Source organism: Pseudomonas sp. P5_109, assembly GCF_034009455.1.
Lineage (GTDB): Bacteria > Pseudomonadota > Gammaproteobacteria > Pseudomonadales > Pseudomonadaceae > Aquipseudomonas.
Genome location: NZ_CP125380.1, coordinates 2835494 through 2852365, shown reverse-complemented (window position 1 = coordinate 2852365; position 16872 = coordinate 2835494). Strand labels below are relative to the sequence as shown.

Here is a 16872-nt window from a genome sequence, read left to right as displayed (position 1 = left end):
ACGGACCGCCCTGATGCCAGGCACTACGGCTTGCGTGGAATGAACCCGGGCACTCCGGTTTCAACCACCGAGTTGAAGCGTATACGGGTTGTGATGTCTTGTTGAATCTCGAGCATGGCCCTGTGCGGCAAGGTCGAGATATCGATGTTTTCGCGGATATGGCTTGGCGTGGCCGAGGTGGTCAGGAATGCCACGCCGCGTTGCACCGACCAGGCCAGCGCCACCTGGGCCGGGGTTTTCTGCAAGCGCCGGGCGATACCGGTGAGCACCGGGTCTTGCAGCACATTCGGCTCCATGCCATGCCCCAGAGGCGCAAACGCCAGCACGATGATCCCGTGTTCCTTGCAGAATTCCAGCAGCTCCCACTCCGGCAGATAAGGGTGGGCCTCGACCTGCACCACGGCCGGTTTTATCCGCGCCTCAGTGACCAGCGCCTTCAACGCTTCCAGGGTGATATCGGACACCCCGATGGACCTCGCCCGCCCCTCATCCACCAACCGTTCGAGCGCGCGCCACGTCTCGATCAATGTCACGCCGTTGTCGTAGATGACGTTGCCCTGCTCGTCCCTCGGGTCCTGGTTGTCACCGGGTTGAAAGGCAAACGGCGTGTGGATCAGGTAGCAGTCGATGTAGTCCACTTGCAGGCGTTGGCGACTGGCTTCGAACGCGGGCTCGACGCGCTCGGGACGGTGGTTGGTGTTCCACAGTTTGGTGGTGATGAACAGGTCCTCGCGGCGGACTTTACCGGCTGCCAGCACGTCCATCAGCGCAACACCCACCTGTGCTTCGTTGCGATAGCGCTCGGCGCAGTCGAAGTGGCGGAAACCGGCAGCCAGCGCTTCCTTCACCGCTTCAGTGGTGGTGGCAAGATCGCGGAACAAGGTGCCGAAGCCGACTGCCGGCATCTCGACCGTCCCATGGTTGAGCGGGAAGCGGGTATCGCGCAGCCCGTCGTGAAAGGCTTCATAGGTCATGTCAGTACTCCAGGCCGCAGCCATTATTGATACGAAGGTTTCTGCCCGTCGCCCGAGGCAACGCGTTGCTCGAAGGCGCCGACCGAGTTGCCGCCCAGGGCGATGAACAACTGCACGGTGTCGAGGTACTGCGCGGTTTCCACGCGGATCTGCCCCAGCAGCGCCTGCTCAAAGGCACGCTCCGCTTCCAGGACCTGGAGAATGCTGTTCTCGCCTTGCGCGAAGGCTTGCTGGTTCAACTGCAGACTGGTTTGGGCCGCGTGCAATGCGTCGGTCTGGGCCAGGTGTTCCTCGGCGTCATGGTTGATCGCCTGCAAGGTGTCGGCGACCTGGCCGAACGAGCTGATGACCGTCTGTTGGTAACCGGCGAGCGTCGCCTTGTAGCCGTCGACGGCAGCCTGTTGTTCGGCCTTGAGCGTACCGCCATCGAAGAGCGGCCCGGCCAAGCCCGCAGCAAAACCCCAGAGCGCCGCGCCGCCATTGCCCGAAGCCGCCTGCGCCAGGGACGCCGACAGCGTGACGTGGGGATAGAGATTCGCCGTCGCCACGCCCACCGCCGCGCTGGCCATGTGCAGTTGTGCTTCGGCTTGCAGCACATCCGGGCGATCGTGGGCCATTTCCGAAGGCAGGCTCACCGGCATGTTCGACGGCAGGACAAACTCGCTCAACTCGAAGTCGGGAGCGATCCAGTCCGCCGGCCCCTTCCCCGTCAGGATCGACAGCGCATGCCGGGCGGCATCGCGCTGCTGAGCGAGGGGCGGCAACAGCGTGCGGTCCTGGGCCAGCCGTGTCTCGGCCAGCGACACATCGATCTGCGTGGTGCTGCCATTGCTGCGGGCCATGCGCACCAGCTCAAGATTCCTCGCGTCGTTGGCCAGCAGTTTTTCCACGGCCTGGATCTGCGCATTGGCGGAGGCCACCAGCAACGCCTGGCTGGCGACGTTGCCGGTCAGGGTCAGGTACGCCGCTTCGTAGCGGTGAGTTTGCAGCTCGGTGAACGCCTGCTGCTGTTCAACAAGGCGCTTGTTGCCGCCGAACACATCAAGGTCGAACCCTACCCGCGGCCCGATCGCATAGAAGTTGGCGATCGAGGGTTCCTTGCTGTTGTGCAGCCGTTGCCGACCGGCCACGGCAGCAAAATCGACCTGCGGATACAGCGCACCCTGCGCCGCCGCCACAGAAGAAGCGGCCTGGCGGATCGTCGCATCGGCGGCCACCAGATCGAGGTTGCCGTCGATGGCGCGACGCTCCACGTGGTCGAGTTTCTGCGAGCCAAAGGCAGCCCACCAGTCGCCACGGACCCTCTTGCCTAGGTCGATGCATGGCTCGGCACCATGGGCCAGGCGCTGCTCGGCTTGCGGGTCATAGTGCTGCGACGCACTCGCTTGCGGCGTCTCATAGTCCGGGCCTACGGTGCAGGCCGTCAGCAATACCAGTAGCGACAGCGCTGCGATCTTCGTTTGCAGCAGATGTCTGTTGATGACCAGCGCACAAGATTTCATTTGGCGAACTCCACGAAAACTAATTGGCCGCAACGGGCTTGCGAAGAAACAGCACCAGCGGGCTCACCACCAGCATCACCACCAGCAAAATCTTGAACTGGTCGACGACCGCGATGAACGCGGCCTGGCCGGTGATCATTTCGTTGAGCCCTTCCAGCGCCTGCAGCGGCGCCGAGGTCAGCGACTGCGTGGCGACGCGGTACGGCGTCAGGTTGCTGACCAGCGCCATGTGCATGGCCTGGGTGTTGTTGAAGAAAAACAACTGCACGATCGCCACCCCCAGCGTGCTGCCATAGACCCGGGCCAGGTTGAACAGGCCGGTGCCTTCCGGGCGCAGCGCCGGGTCGAGGGTGCTGAAGGCGACTTTGCTCACCGCCGGCATCAGGATGCCCAGGCCCGCGCCTTGGATCGCACCGGCCACAGCCACGGGCCACTCGTCCATCAGCGGTGAATAACCGAGCATCATCCAGTTGGCATAAATCACGATGGCAATACCGGCCGCGACGAAGAGGCGCCGGTCGAAGCGCTCGGGCAACCGCCCCATCAGCAGGAAGGCGCCGACCAGGCCGATGCCACGAGGGATCGTCAAGGCGCCGGTGGTGTCAGGCGGATAGCCGAGAATCTCGTCGAGCATCGGTGAGGTCAGGGCCATGGTCGACAACAGCACGAAACCGAGGGCGAAAAAGATCACCGTCGACAACACGAAGTTGCGGTCCTTGAGCAGGCGCTTGTTGAGGAAATGCACCTTCGAGGTCAGCACATGCACCACGAACAGGTAGATCCCCAGCGCCGACGCCATCGCTTCGATCCAGATCTCCGGCGAGGCGAACCAGTCCAGTCGCTCACCCCGGTCGAGCAGCATTTGCAGGCTGATCAGGCCGAGGGTGAAGGTGCCGAAACCGAAGAAATCAAACGCCGGCGGTTTCTCGGCTTTCTTCTCGGTCAACAACAGCGCCATCACCAGGAAGATGAACGCCGACAGTGGCACGCTGAGGTAGAACATCGGCCGCCAGCCAAAGTGTTCGGCGATCCAGCCACCGATGCTCGGGCCGCTGACGATACCGAACAGCACGATGGCGGTCCAGCTCGCGCCAAAGGTTGCACGCTTTTGCACCGGCAAGGTTTCCATGGCGATCGCCATCGACAGCGGCGCCAGTACGCCACTGGCGAGGCCTTGTACGATGCGCGCGCCGACGAACTCCAGTGATGTCGTCGCTGCCGTGCCAAGTAACAAGCCCAGGACGAACAACGCCAGCGCCGCCTGATACACCCGCTTCAGGCCAAAGCGTGCGGCCAGCCACTGCGCGATTGGCATGCTGATTGCGCTGGCGGCCAGGTACGCGGTGAAAATCCACCCCGCCTGATCGTCGCTCATCGACAGGCTGCCCTGAATCAACCTGAGTGCCGAGTTCGGCAACGGCAGGTTGGCCGACTGCATATAGGTCGCGAGCAAGGCGGCGAACCTGAGCGAGCGCGCACCCTCCCCACCGGGACTTACCAACGATTGAGCGTTCATCAGGAGTTACCTGCGGTCAGCAACGCCTTGAGCGGGTGCCACCAGGGGCTTTGAAACTGGGTGTCGATCCGCACCGTGGCGCTGGTCCCGGAGAACAGCGGCAGCGCCGGGTCCTCTTCGTCGAGCTCAAGCCGTACCGGCACCCGCTGCGTGACCTTGACCCAGTTGCCGGTCGCATTTTCCGGCGGCAGCAAGGCGAAATCCGAGCCGGCCCCCGGGCTCATGCTGGTGACGTGGGCCTTGAACACGCGATCCGGGTAGGTATCGATGCGGATGGTGGCTTCCTGACCCGGGCGCATGTGGGCCACGTCGGTCTCGCGGAAGTTGGCCTCGATCCAGATCTCGTGACCGGACAACAGGGCAAAGGCCGGCGCACCACTGTTCAAGTGGTTGCCCACCTGCAGATCATCGACCTTGGCCACGATGCCGTCCTGCGGCGCATACACCGTGGTGTACGAGAGGTACAGTTGCGCCTCGTCGAGTTGCGCCCTGGCTTCGCGTACCGTCGGGTGACTGTCGGCGTCGATGTTTGGATTGCCGTTCAAGGCCACCACGGTGCTGGCGATCTGTTGCTCGATGGACGCGATCCGTTGCCGCGCCACTTTCACGTCGGTGTCGGCCCGTTCGTAAATCGATTTCGAGACGAACTCGGAGGCGACCAGGGCTTTCTTGCGGGCAAAGTCCTTCTGGTCGAAGTCGGCCGACTCTTTTGCCGATTGCAGTTCCGCCTGTTGCTGGCGATAGCTGGCCTTGAGCCCGTCGATGCGCAGCCGCGCCACGCTGAGCTGCGCCTGGGCACGCTCGACGGCGATCTGGAAGGGTTGCGGGTCGATCCGGAACAGCACCTGGCCCTTGTGCACCTGCTGGTTGTCCTCGACGGCGATTTCCACCACTTGCCCGGAAATCCGCGCATTGATCGAGGCCTTCGCCACCCGGGCGTAAGCGTTATCGGTCGAAACATACGCCTGCCCCGACACGTGGTGGGCATAACCCAGCGCCGCGAAGAGGATGGGAACACCGACCATCAGCCAGGGGCGCAAGCGCTGTTTCAGCGGTTTTCCGGTGGGTGCGCCGACCGGGTTGGGGCCAGGCTGCTCGAAGGTCTGTGAAGCCGGGATATCGAACTGTTTGGTCATGATCGAGTTCACCTTTAGCCGGGTAATCGGGCCGGCATCGGCAACAAGCGCCAGCGGCCCGAATGAGAATGGATGCAGTAAGGAAGCAAGCCCGTGCGCGGTCGGGAGGATCGCTCCCAGCACGTCGGTTTCGTCGCCGCAACACTCAGTTCGCGCTCGGCTACAACAAACCCTGATCAAGGAATTTCTGATTCCTTAATTTTGTGCGATGGTGTAAGAATATCCCTCGACCCAGCGCTTCACAAGGATTTTGTACAACATGGCACAAAATAAATCGACAGAGGGCAAAGGCCGTGGCCGCCCTCGGGCGTACGACCCGCAGACAGCGTTGCAGCAGGCACTCGGGGTGTTCTGGAACACCGGCTATTCCGGCGCGTCGCTCGACAGCATCGCCACCGCCGCCGGCATGAATCGCCCCAGCCTCTATGCGGCATTCGGCGACAAGCACGCGCTCTACATCAAAGCGCTGGAGCAGTATTGGGAATTCGCCGCGGCGGCCATGCACGAGGCCCTGACGGACCTCGAGCTGCCGTTGGCCGAAGCCTTGCAGCGTTTCTACGAGGGGCAGTTGTCGATTTACTTCTCGGGCGACGGCCAGCCCCGGGGTTGCTTCGCCATCGGCACGGCCACCACCGAGGCCGTCGAGGACCCGCAGATTCGCGAGGTGCTGTCCGACCGCTTGAACCGGCTGGATGCCGATCTGGAGGTTCGCCTGCAAGCGGCCAAAGAGGCTGGCCAGCTCAAAGGCGATGCAGACCCAGCGGCCCTTGCCGTGCTTGCCTCGTCGCTGCTGCACAGCATTTCCATACGTGCGCGGGCCGGTAAATCCCGAGCCGAACTGACGGCGCTGGCGCGCAATGCAGTCAGAGTGATCTGCGGTGAGTGAAAAACTCGAGGATATTCTTGCCGGGGAATTGGCCGTGATCTTCTGCGGGATCAACCCCGGAATGACTGCCGCCGCCCAGGGTCACCATTTTGCCGGGCGCGGCAATCGTTTCTGGCGCACGCTGCACCTGGCCGGTTTTACCCCGGAGCTTGTGCAACCGGAAAACGATCGGACTCTCTTGAACTATCGATGCGGATTGACTGCGGTGGTCGAACGGCCGACAGCCAGTGCCGATCAGTTGTCCTTGCACGAGTTCAGCGCCGCCGCAGCGGGCTTCGAACAGAAAATCGCCCGCCATGCGCCGCGTTTCGTGGCGTTTCTGGGCAAGGCGGCGTATTGCGCGCTGTCCGGTCAGCGCAACATTGCCTGGGGCCTGCAAAGCAACACCTTCGGCAATGCCTCGGTCTGGGTGTTGCCCAACCCCAGCGGCAGAAATCGCGGGTTCAGCCTTGAGCAACTGATAACGGCCTACCGTGAACTGCGGCTGGCGGTCGACGGCAATCGGCCGGCGTGATCACGTCGGCGGAATCGTCGCCAGCACACCGATAAAAATGGTCAACAGCAGAAAACCGCCGAGAAAAATCGTCATCTTGGCCATGTGGCCTCCCACGCAATGAATTGGCGGTACAGCGGGCGCCATGAGTTGCCCGAACTGCGTACCGTAGATTTATTGTCGGCCGATGGCTGTTTCCGTTACAGAGGCAGATTGCGCTGAAAAATACGGATCAGATCCCCTTTCAGGCTGTGTGTTCGGGCCTTTTGCAGAGCGAAGTTTGTGCGCGGAGTCCACAAATGGCGTGACGATCAAACCCCACAGCGTCAGGTATCGCTCGTGATCCTGCTCCCCGGTGCCGTAATGGATGACTTCGGGTGTGGACCGGGTGACGTACAGCGTGCCGAACATCCAGTCCCACAGTGACAGGTTGATGCCGAAGTTCTTGTTGAAGTGTCGCGGCGCATCGCTGTGATGAATCTGGTGTTGCGCCGGGCTGCTCAGCACCCGCTCAAGCACCGGCCCGAAGGACAGCCACACATGGCTGTGACGCAGGTTGGCCGCCAGGTTATTGAAGATGAACACCATGTAGGTCACGCCAAATAGCGTATAGCGGCTGATCTCCCCGCCACAGGCGTACCAGAAGACACCGGCAAAGGCGCCGAGACAGATGATGTCCGTGAGCTTTTCCACCACATCTTCCAGAAAGTGCACCCGGCTGGCCGTCGCCGGCACCAGCACGGGCGCCGAATGATGGACTTTGTGGAAGGCCCACAGGTACCGCGAATGAAAGGCGCGATGGCCCCAGTAATGGCTGAAATCCTTGACCAGGAATACCCCGAGCCCATAGAGCAAGGTCAGCCCCAGGTTCTCCTGCACTTGCGTACGCGCACCCCACAGGTTGCTGAAGAACGCGATGTAGTCCGCTGAACGCAAGACATACGGATCGACCAGGCCGACGATGGGCAGCACCAGGGCGACCTTGAGAATGGCGATCACGAAGTAATAGCGGTAGTCGAGCAGCGCCGAGCGGTGCAGGTAGACCCGGCGGCCACCGATGAACTGTGGGAACGAGCGCGCGTCGGTCAAGCCCCGGGATTTGCGGTACCGGAACAGGCAATAAGCGACGCTGTAAGACATGCAGAGAAAGGATAGCCCGAGTCGGCCGTTGAAGTCGAAAATGCCCAGGAACTGCCGGGTGACCGGCTCGATCACCCACTGGGATAAATAAAGATGGATTGCGGCGAGAACATCCATACCGGGCTGCCCAACGTAAATGGAAGGGCAATTGTAAATGAGAACGAGTCTTTAATGTGTTGATTTATGACCGAGTGTCAGCCACCCAGCGCAATGATCGCAAGGATCAGCACGGCCCCCGTGGTGGCCATGATCACCCCACCCTGCCACTGCGTGGCGCCCGCGTATCGGGCGAGCAGCCAGCCGGCGATGAACAGCACCACGAGGCCGACCAGGTTGGACAGGCGGATGGCGAGTGCCGTCTGGTCGAGCAGTATGAACGGCACCACCAGCGGAAAGGTCGAGCACACCACCAACAGGAAAACACCCAGGGCGCCCCTGAAGTCGTTCCAGCCCAGGCCGGCCCTGATCGGCAAGGGCGGCTGCTCGAGCAGCCGCCGGCGCAACAGCTCCAGGCCTTCGCTGCCGGCCGCCGTCGCGAACTGCAACGGCAATACTTGTGCAATGAGCGCCTGACCGGCCGCGGCGTCCGTGCCATTGCGCAGGGCAAGGTACAACTTGATCCTGCGCGTGCGCTCGACCAGTGCGCGCAACAGGTACATGACCGCATCGGCCAGTCCCCAGGCGAGATTGCAACCGAGCGCGGCGATCATCATCGTGCGTTCGGCGGCCTGGTCTGCCGTGGCCACGCTGATGGTGCCGGTGAACGTCATGGCCATCAGCAGGCCGAAGATCACCTCGGTAATGCGCTCGACAGGATCCAGTACAGGCGCCCTCTCGAATTGATCATTGCCTGTCATGAATTCACCTCCCCCGGGTCTGCCCGCACGATACCGGCCGACGCGTCGGCCAGGCACCGGTTGCCCGGACTGGCGATGCGCTTCCCCGTCAAGTGTAGATTGAACGGCTACACTCATGCGCACACGTTACCTGCTTCTAGAGGAGCGATTCATGCTTGATTACTTCGCACTGGGCCTGCTGATCTTTGTCGGGCTCGTCCTGTTCTACGGGGTCATCCTGCTCCACGACATCCCCTATGAAATTGCCGTCCACCGCAACCACCCCCACCAGGATGCGATCCACGCGACCGGGTGGGTCAGCCTGTTCACCCTGCACGCGCTCTGGCCGTTCCTGTGGATCTGGGCGATGGCCTACCGAGAGGACCGGGGCTGGGGGTTCAGTGACGGGCATTCGCCCAAGAGCCATGTGGTTCACCTCGAACAACAGGTCGCCGAACTGCAAGGCCGGATCGAGCGCCTCGAAGCGACGGCGGGCACGGCACCGGGCAGGCTGCCAACGGACAATCTCGGCGAGGGCCTTTGAGCCATGGATCTATTACTCATACTGACGTATGCGGCACTCTGCGTTGCCATCTTCAAGATCTTCCGCATCCCCCTGAACAAATGGACGGTGCCCACGGCGGTGCTGGGCGGAATCCTGATCATCGGTGCGCTGATTTTCACCATGAACTACAACCATCCCTACTCCGAGGTGGCGCGTTCCTATTTCGTCTCGGTCCCGGTGATCCCCGTGGTCAGTGGCCAGGTGATCGACGTGCCGGTGAAGACCAACCAGCCCCTGGAAAAAGGCGATGTACTGTTTCGCATCGACCCCGCGCCTTTCGAGTACCGGGTCAAATCCCTCAAGGCACAGCTGATTGCCGCCCAGGCCGATCGCGCGCGGATCACCGAGTTGATCAAGCGTAATTTCAGTACCCAACGGGAACTGGATATGGTGGTCGCTCGCAGCGATGACCTGACTGCCCAACTGGGCAACGCGCAATACGAACTCGACAACACCACGGTGCGTGCGCCGAGCAAAGGCTTCGTCACCCACGTTTCGCTGCGTCCGGGCATGATGGCGACCAAATTGCCGCTGCGCCCGTCAATGGTGTTCATTCCTGCCGAAGGGCATTACTTCTCGGCGTGGATGCGGCAGAACAGCCTGTTGCGCCTGACCGAAGGCGACGAGGCCGAAGTCGCGTTTGACGGCATTCCCGGGAAGGTGTTTGAAGGCAAGGTGAAAACCGTGGTGTCGGTCATCGCCGAAGGCCAGATTCAACCGTCGGGCACATTGATCGGCTTCACCGGCTCACCGCCGGCCGGCCGGGTGCCAGTGATCATTGAAATCACCGATCCCGACTATGCCCAGTACGCCGGCCAGATGCCGGGCGGGGCCTACGGCCAGGCGGCGCTGTACAGCCAGCATTTCCATCACATCGCGATGATGCGCAAGATCCTCCTGCGCATGGCCGCCTGGATGAACTACATCTTTCCGTTCCACTGATACGGCAGCGTCGGCAACTGACTCAATCCTTGAATTGGGTCAGTTGCCGGTTCAGCGAACCGGCCTGATGCCGCATCGCAGCTCCTACAAGGGACCGCGTCCTGGTCGAAACACGCAATACCCGTAAGAGCTGGCTTGCTGGCGATGGACTCCAGTGCGCCGCGTTTATCCGGTTTATACGCGTTATCGTTGACGACCATCGCTGGCAAGCCAGCTCCTACCAGGGACCGCGTACCGGTCGAGACACGCAATACCTGTAGGAGCCGGCTTGCCGGCGATGTACTCCAGTACGCCGCGTTTATCCGGTTTACCATCGCTGGCAAGCTGTACTTGGGCGAAAAGAGGAAGTCCTCGCCGCTCATGTCACGACCGTCGCAGGTGACGAAGTCCTTGTACTTGCCGTCGGTCACGGAGGCACCGGCGTTGAACACGTCAAAAAGCTCGGTTTTCGAGTTCTTTTTCGGAGTTCAGAGAACGTGGGGCAAACAGAAGACAGCAACTTTACGGTGCAAGCTAGCGGGCAGAGGCAGGGGGAATTTTCGAATGTGGCGTCGAGGGGTTTTGCGGCGCTAGAGAATCCAGCTCAGCAGCAGGTGCGAGGCAATCCACGGAGACGCCTGGGCCACCGCCCATGCCAGCAGTGCGCATACGAGCAGGTAACCTGCAACGAACTTGAACATCGCGCGATCTTCCATGCCACCCTCCCGACTTTACAGCCATGCAGGGCGCTCATTGCGAATGCGTCACCATTACGACACCCGCTTCGCCCGTAAAGACTTCGAGTGTCAGAATGGTTTTCAGTTCCATTGGCGCACAAATCAGGAAAAAATTGGTTCTTCACGCAATCCCGGGAAACCGTAGGAGCCGGCTTGCTGGCGATGGACTCTAGTACGCCGCGGTTGTCCGGTTCATGCGCGTCATCGTTGACGACCATCGCTGGCAAGCCAGCTCCTACAAGGGACCGCGTCCTGGTCGAAATGATGTGAACGCCAAACTGTAGGAGCCGGCTTGCTGGCGATGGACTCCAGTGCGCTGCGTTTATCCAGTTCGTACGAGGGGGACCGCGTACGAGTCGAAATGATGTGAACACCAATCTGTAGGAGCCGGCTTGCTGGCGATGGGCTCCAATGCGCCGCGTTTATCCAGTTTGTACGCGTCATCGTTAACGACCATCGCTGGCAAGACAGCGCCTACAAGGGACCGCGTCCGAGTCGAAATGATGTGAACACCAAACCGTAGGAGCCGGCTTGCTGGCGATGGACTCCAATGCGCCGCGTTTATCCAGTTCGTACGAGGGGGACCGCGTACGAGTCGAAATGATGTGAACACCAATCTGTAGGAGCCGGCTTGCTGGCGATGGGCTCCAATGCGCCGCGTTTATCCAGTTTGTACGCGTCATCGTTAACCACCATCGCTGGCAAGCCAGCTCCTACAAAAGACCGCGTCCGAGTCGAAATGATTTGAACACCAAACTGTAGGAGCCGGCTTGCTGGCGATGGGCTCTAGTGCGCCGCGTTTATCCAGGTCACACGCGTCATCGTTAACCACCATCGCTGGCAAGCCAGCTCCTACAAGGAACCGCGTCCACGCTGAAAATAGAGTGACGCCCCCCCCCCTGTTTCGAGGTCGGCCGGTTTGGCGCTCACTTCAGATACCACCCCCAAGGTTCGCCGTTGTAGCGGGTGATCTGCTTGGTTTCCAGGTAGTTGTTGTAGCCCCACTCGCCCAGCTCACGACCGATCCCGCTCTGCTTGTAACCGCCCCACGGCGCTTCGACGAAGGTCGGCTGCGAGCAGTTGACCCAGACAATGCCGGCGCGAAAGCCGCGAGCGACCCGTTCGCAGCGCGGGATATCCCGGGACATGACCGCCGCCGCCAGGCCGAACGGTGAGTCATTGGCCTGGTGCAGCGCTTCGGCTTCCGTGTCGAAGGCGCGCAGGCACACGACCGGTCCGAAAATCTCCTCACGCCACAAAGCGCTGTCTTCGGGAACATCGGCGAAAATCGCCGGCGTCAGGTAATAACCCTTTTCCAGATAACCCGGCCGCACACCGCCCGAAACCAGTCGCGCACCCTCGGCCTGGCCGGCGGCAATGGCCGCCAGCACCTTGTCCAGTTGCCCCTGGCTGACCAGCGGCCCGAGTTTCACACCCGTTTCGAAACCCTGGCCAATCCGGATCTGCTCGGTCGCGACAATCAGGCGTTCCAGCAGCGCCGGGTACAACCCGCGTTCCACCAGCACCCGCGAAGTGGCTGAACAGACCTGGCCCTGGTTCCAGAAGATGCCGAACAGAATCCATTCCACCGCCGCCTCAAGATCACTGTCGGCAAAGATCACGAAGGGCGATTTGCCGCCCAGTTCCAGGCTGATGTTTTTAATCTCGCTGGCGGCGGCCTGCATGATCTTGCGCCCGGTCGGCACGCTGCCGGTGAAGGCGATCTTGTCGACATCCGGGTGTTCGGCCAGCGGCGCTCCCGCCTCGCGACCCAAGCCCGTGACCACATTCAGCACCCCGGCCGGCAGCCCTGCCCTGTCAGCAATGCCGGCCAGTTCGAGGGCTGTCAGCGGCGTCAGTTCGGAGGGCTTGAGCACAACGGTGCAACCGGCCGCGAGTGCCGGAGCAACTTTCCACGAGGCCATCAGCATCGGGAAATTCCACGGGATGATCGCGGCGACCACACCCACCGGTTCCTTGATCACCGATGAGGTGAACCGCGCATCCGGCACCTCGATCGACCGTTCACTGTGTTGATCCGACTGCTCGGCAAGCCCCGCATAGAAGTCGAAGCACCCGGCAGTATCGGCGATGTCCCAAAGCGCTTCCGGCAGCGGCTTGCCGTTGTCGCGCACTTCGATGGCGGCCAATTCGTCCTGACGGACACGAATGCCCTCGGCGATCTTTCTCAGCACCTGTGCCCGTTGCGCGCCGGACCAACGGGGCCAGTCACCCTCATCAAACGCAATGCGCGCCGCTGTCACCGCCAAGTCGATATCCTCTGCTGTCGCCGAGGCAACCCGCGCCAGCACCAACTCGTCACTCGGATCGAGCGTGTCGAAAACACCGCGTTGAACCGGGCTGACCCACTCCCCGCCGATGTACAACCGTTGGTAGTCACCCAAGGGACACTCCTTGATCCTGCGCTGCCGACGCTGCTGGTACAGCTGTTCGGCGGCCTGCAATTGCTCGCGGTCATTGACCCCGAGCACGTCGGCTTCCTCCACTTCCACGGCAGTCACGGTCAGCCCCGCCTCGTTGGCCACCGCCACCGCATCGGTGAGGTAGTACTCGCCCTGGACGTTGCGGTTGCCGATGCGATCGAGCAACCACAGGCAGGTGTCGGCGCGCAGGCCCATGACGCCGCCGTTGCAGAAGTTGATGTCCAGCTCCTGCGGGCTGGCGTCCTTGGCTTCGCGGATGGCCAGTAAACGCCCCCGCTCCACCAGCAGGCGCCCGTAAGGGCCCGGATGCTGTGTGTGGAATCCCGCCACCGCCACCGCTGCGCCGTCGATCAGTGCCCGACGCAAACGGTTCAAGGTCTGCGCGGTGATCAACGGCGAATCGCCGAACAGCACCAGCACACAACCCTGCTCGTGAGCCTCCAGTGCCGGCCGTGCCGCCAGCAACGCATGGGCCGTGCCCAGTTGCTCGTGCTGGGTAAACACCCGTGCCGTCGGTGCAACCTGATCCAGGTACTCGGCCACCAGATGGCCGCCGGCACCCAACACCACCGCTCGCTGCTCGATGCCCGCCGCCTCCACCGCCGCCAGCACATGGCCGAGCAGCGGCCGGCTGCCCACCGGGTGCAAGACCTTGGGCAACGGCGAACGCATGCGCGTGCCCTGCCCGGCCGCCAGAATCACCGCCAGCGTCGGCCAGTCAATGTTGTCACTCATCGCGATCCTCCTGTGTGCATCCCGGCTTCAGGCCGGATCGCGATAGAAAACGTCGTCGGCATACGGATACCACCAGTCCTGGATTTTCGGCTGGTGGTCGATGATGACCATTTTCGAGCGGCGAAACGCTTCCAGCCCCTGACGCCCGAGCTCGCGCCCAAGGCCGGACATTTTCCAGCCACCGAACGGCAACGCATCGTTGTCGATCAGCGGATTGTTGACCCAGACCATCCCCGCTTCCAGACGCTCGGCAGCCTCCATGGCTTCGGCCAGATCGGTGGAAAACAGCGAGGCGCCAAGGCCGAACGGCGAGTCATTGGCCAACCGCACCGCCTCGTCGAAATCGCTGACACGGCAGATCGCCGCCACCGGGCCGAAGCACTCTTCCTGAAGAATCGCCATGTCGCCGGTCACGCCGGTGAGGATGGTCGGTTCATAGAACCAGCCGACGTTGTGCCCGGGTGGAATCCGTCCGCCACACACCACTTTCGCGCCCTTGGCCACGGCGTCGTCGACCAGGCGCATGACCTTGTTGCGCGCCGCCTCGCTGACCATCGGCCCGATCTCCGAGCGCTCCAGGCCATGACCGATGCGCAAGGCACGGGCACGCTCGGCGAACCTGGCGACAAATTCGTCATGGACCTCGTCGACGACATAGAAGCGCTCGGCCGACGTGCAGATCTGCCCGCTGAGGTGGAACGCAGCCGTCACCGCACCCGCCGCCGCGACATCCAGTGGTGCGTGCCTGGAGATGATCAGCGGATCGCTGCCACCAGCCTCGATCACACAAGGTTTCATCCGTTCGGCGCAGGCCACGGCCACGGCTTTACCCGCCGCGACACTGCCGGTGAAGGCCACCGCGTGAGTCTGCGCCGACTGCACCAGCAACTGCGCGGTGACTGCATCGCCTGGCACACAGGACACCAGCCCCGGCAACAGCGCGGTGAAATGCTCCATGAACTTGAGGGTGCACAGGGTCGTGGCTTCCGCCGGCTTGATGATGCAGGCATTGCCCGCCGCCAGCGACGCGGCGACCGTCCAGCACATCAGCAGGATCGGAAAATTGAACGGCATGATGTGCACGCTGACGCCATAGGGCTCGTAGCGCACATGCTGGAAGGAACCGATCTGCGTGGTACCGGCGACCTTGCCGGCATCGTCCCGGGCCATTTCCGCGTAGTAGCGAAAGATCGGCGCACAGTTGGCTAACTCGCCCATGGCCTCGGGAAACGGCTTGCCCATTTCCAGGGTCATCAGGCGCGCCACTTCACGGTTGCAGGCAAGGTTCTGTTCGATGGCATTGGCCAGTTGATGCAGGCGCGCGGCGCGGCTTTTGGCATCCACTACGCGCCATTGTTTTTGCGCGGCGGCGGCGGCGTCGATGGCAGCTTGCACATCGGTATCGCCACACACGCCGACTTGCCCGACCGCTTGCAGGGTCGCCGGGTCGAGCACCTCGCGCACGCGGCCATCGGTCAGCGGCAGGAACTCGGAATTGATGAAGCGCAATGCAATGTCAGTGTTGAACGTGGCCATGGGATGATCCTTGAACCAATCGATAAGGGGTTTCACGCAATGTCGCCAGGGTCTCGGCGGGCAGTTCCGCACGCCAGCCCGGCACGTGCCGGTCAAGCCACTGGCGCAGCGGCGCAAAGGCCTCGGCGTCCAGGGCGCGGATAAACAGACCGAGGGTGCGCGGCAAGTGCGCCAGGTAACCGTGCTTGCCGTCCCGGCCGGCCAGGCGCACGAAAATCCCCAGCACCTTGGCGTGACGCTGGGCAGCCAGGCGCCGGTAATCTTCGAGAAAACCCGGCGCATCCAGCTCCGGGCGCTGCAACAGGTAATGGCTGATCAGGGCCACCCGCAGCGCCTCCGGCACATCACGACGGGCGTCTTCGAGCAGTGACATCAAGTCATAGGCCGCCGCCCCGGCCAGCGCGTCCTGGAAATCCAGCAAGCCGCAGGCCGCGACGCCTTCGCGGCCTTGCAGCAGCATCAGGTTGTCGACATGAAAGTCGCGCAGCACCAGGGCTTCGCGACGTTTTGAGACGTCGAGGCAGGCAACGGCGAACAGCGCCAGATACTCATCGCGCAGGGCCAGTGCCGCCTCTTTGCCGATCAACAGCGGCACGTACCAATCAATAAAGAGTGCGTACTCGGCCGCCAGTCGCTGCTCGTCGTAAGGCGCCAGCTCCGCGGCGGGCGCTGCGCGATGCAACGCCACCAGCGTATCGACCGCCAGGTGATACAACGCCGACTCCGAATGCCCGGCCAGCAGCAGCCGGGTGTAGGTGTCGTGACCAAAATCCTCGATCAGCGCCAGCCCCGCCACCTCGTCCACTTCCAGCAAGGCCGGCGCGGACAGGCCCAGCCCCTGCAACTGCCGGGCGATCCGCACGAACGGGCCGATGGGTTCGCTGTGTGGCGGCGAATCCATCAGCAACAGGCCGGCACCGTCCAGGCGGAAATAACGCCGGGTCGAAGCATCCGCCGGCAAGGCGACCAGCAAGGCCCCGGCAAAACCGGCGCGGGCCAGGAAGGCGGCGCGCTGGTCCTCACGGGTTGGCAATTGCGCCAGTGCATCTGTCATGGCAGTCACCGGATCATGTAGACCTTTTTCACGGTCTCGTGGACGGTACACACGCCTTTCCAGTCCTTGCGGAAGAAGGCGGCGGTGTCTGGCTTGATCTCGATCACTTCACCGGACTCGTGGACGTAAGTGCAGCGACCTTCGAGGAAGTGGCAGAACTCGTCGCTGGTGACGTGGCAGAACCACTTGCCGGGGGTGCAGATCCAGATGCCGCATTCGGACTGGCCTTCGGGGCCTTTGTGCAGCACCACGCCGGAAACACGGGATTCGCCTTCAAGCATGGTCGGGATCACGCCCCAATCCTTGACGTCGGTGATGCTCAGCGGGTCGTACAGAAACGGGGTAGTCATTTATTTTCTCCAGTAAATTGTCATTCTCGGACCTGTAGGAGCCGGCT

15 protein-coding genes and 1 pseudogene are annotated in these 16872 nt (G+C 62.4%); 4 read left to right on the top strand and 12 right to left on the bottom strand.

Going from position 1 to position 16872, the window contains the following annotated elements:
- Positions 1 to 23 precede the first annotated feature (23 nt).
- Genes QMK54_RS12985 through QMK54_RS12970 form a run of 4 tightly spaced genes read right to left on the bottom strand, consistent with a single transcriptional unit; the run spans position 24 to position 5128 of the window.
- The gene (locus QMK54_RS12985; protein ID WP_320402652.1) at positions 24 to 974 is read right to left on the bottom strand and encodes an aldo/keto reductase; all 951 of its coding nucleotides are present in this window, start codon (positions 972 to 974) and stop codon (positions 24 to 26) included.
- Positions 975 to 997: 23 nt separating this feature from the next.
- Entirely contained in the window at positions 998 to 2476 is a 1479-nt protein-coding gene (locus QMK54_RS12980; RefSeq protein ID WP_320402651.1) for an efflux transporter outer membrane subunit, read from the bottom strand.
- 19 nt (positions 2477 to 2495) lie between these two features.
- Complete coding sequence (locus QMK54_RS12975) at positions 2496 to 3992, bottom strand: DHA2 family efflux MFS transporter permease subunit (RefSeq protein ID WP_320402650.1); 1497 nt, start codon at positions 3990 to 3992, stop codon at positions 2496 to 2498.
- A complete protein-coding gene (locus QMK54_RS12970; protein WP_320402649.1) occupies positions 3992 to 5128 on the bottom strand; it encodes an HlyD family secretion protein in 1137 nt (378 codons plus the stop codon). The genes QMK54_RS12975 and QMK54_RS12970 overlap by 1 nt, the downstream gene beginning before the upstream one ends.
- Positions 5129 to 5387: 259 nt before the next feature.
- On the opposite strand from QMK54_RS12970, the gene QMK54_RS12965 reads away from it, so the two are divergent.
- Both QMK54_RS12965 and mug read left to right on the top strand, forming a co-directional pair.
- Entirely contained in the window at positions 5388 to 6014 is a 627-nt protein-coding gene (locus QMK54_RS12965) for a TetR/AcrR family transcriptional regulator (RefSeq protein WP_110659898.1), read from the top strand.
- Positions 6007 to 6528 carry a G/U mismatch-specific DNA glycosylase gene (gene mug / locus QMK54_RS12960; protein WP_110659897.1) on the top strand — a complete coding sequence of 174 codons (522 nt, stop codon included), beginning with the start codon at positions 6007 to 6009 and terminating at the stop codon, positions 6526 to 6528. Before QMK54_RS12965 ends, mug begins: the two co-directional genes overlap by 8 nt.
- A gap of 153 nt (positions 6529 to 6681) precedes the next feature.
- Here the strand turns inward: mug and QMK54_RS12955 are convergent, their stop codons facing one another.
- A complete protein-coding gene (locus tag QMK54_RS12955) occupies positions 6682 to 7764 on the bottom strand; it encodes a sterol desaturase family protein (RefSeq protein ID WP_320402648.1) in 1083 nt (360 codons plus the stop codon).
- A gap of 77 nt (positions 7765 to 7841) precedes the next feature.
- A complete protein-coding gene (locus QMK54_RS12950) occupies positions 7842 to 8504 on the bottom strand; it encodes a hypothetical protein (RefSeq protein WP_223595856.1) in 663 nt (220 codons plus the stop codon).
- 151 nt (positions 8505 to 8655) lie between these two features.
- On the opposite strand from QMK54_RS12950, the gene QMK54_RS12945 reads away from it, so the two are divergent.
- A complete protein-coding gene (locus QMK54_RS12945; RefSeq protein ID WP_110659894.1) occupies positions 8656 to 9027 on the top strand; it encodes a DUF3302 domain-containing protein in 372 nt (123 codons plus the stop codon).
- A gap of 3 nt (positions 9028 to 9030) precedes the next feature.
- On the top strand, positions 9031 to 9990 hold the full coding sequence (locus tag QMK54_RS12940) for an HlyD family secretion protein (protein WP_110659893.1): 960 nt from the start codon (positions 9031 to 9033) through the stop codon (positions 9988 to 9990).
- On the opposite strand, the gene QMK54_RS12935 is transcribed toward QMK54_RS12940, so the two are convergent.
- The 6 genes and pseudogenes from QMK54_RS12935 to QMK54_RS12910 form a co-directional block, all read right to left on the bottom strand.
- Positions 9969 to 10400, bottom strand: coding sequence for a hypothetical protein (locus tag QMK54_RS12935; RefSeq protein WP_320402647.1), 432 nt, complete (start codon positions 10398 to 10400; stop codon positions 9969 to 9971). The two genes, QMK54_RS12940 and QMK54_RS12935, sit on opposite strands and share 22 nt — an antisense overlap.
- Positions 10401 to 11632: 1232 nt before the next feature.
- Positions 11633 to 13111 (bottom strand): aldehyde dehydrogenase family protein, encoded by a 1479-nt coding sequence (locus QMK54_RS12930; RefSeq protein ID WP_320402909.1) that lies wholly within the window; start codon positions 13109 to 13111, stop codon positions 11633 to 11635.
- Between the two features lie 303 nt (positions 13112 to 13414).
- Positions 13415 to 13885, bottom strand: a pseudogene (locus QMK54_RS12925) (NTP transferase domain-containing protein); the annotation flags it as partial.
- Positions 13886 to 13912: 27 nt separating this feature from the next.
- Positions 13913 to 15421 carry an aldehyde dehydrogenase family protein gene (locus QMK54_RS12920; protein ID WP_320402646.1) on the bottom strand — a complete coding sequence of 503 codons (1509 nt, stop codon included), beginning with the start codon at positions 15419 to 15421 and terminating at the stop codon, positions 13913 to 13915.
- Positions 15402 to 16475: an aminoglycoside phosphotransferase family protein gene (locus QMK54_RS12915; protein WP_320402645.1), complete on the bottom strand. Its 1074-nt coding sequence runs from the start codon at positions 16473 to 16475 to the stop codon at positions 15402 to 15404. Before QMK54_RS12915 ends, QMK54_RS12920 begins: the two co-directional genes overlap by 20 nt.
- A gap of 5 nt (positions 16476 to 16480) precedes the next feature.
- The gene (locus QMK54_RS12910) at positions 16481 to 16825 is read right to left on the bottom strand and encodes a cupin domain-containing protein (protein ID WP_110661547.1); all 345 of its coding nucleotides are present in this window, start codon (positions 16823 to 16825) and stop codon (positions 16481 to 16483) included.
- Positions 16826 to 16872: the final 47 nt, after the last annotated feature.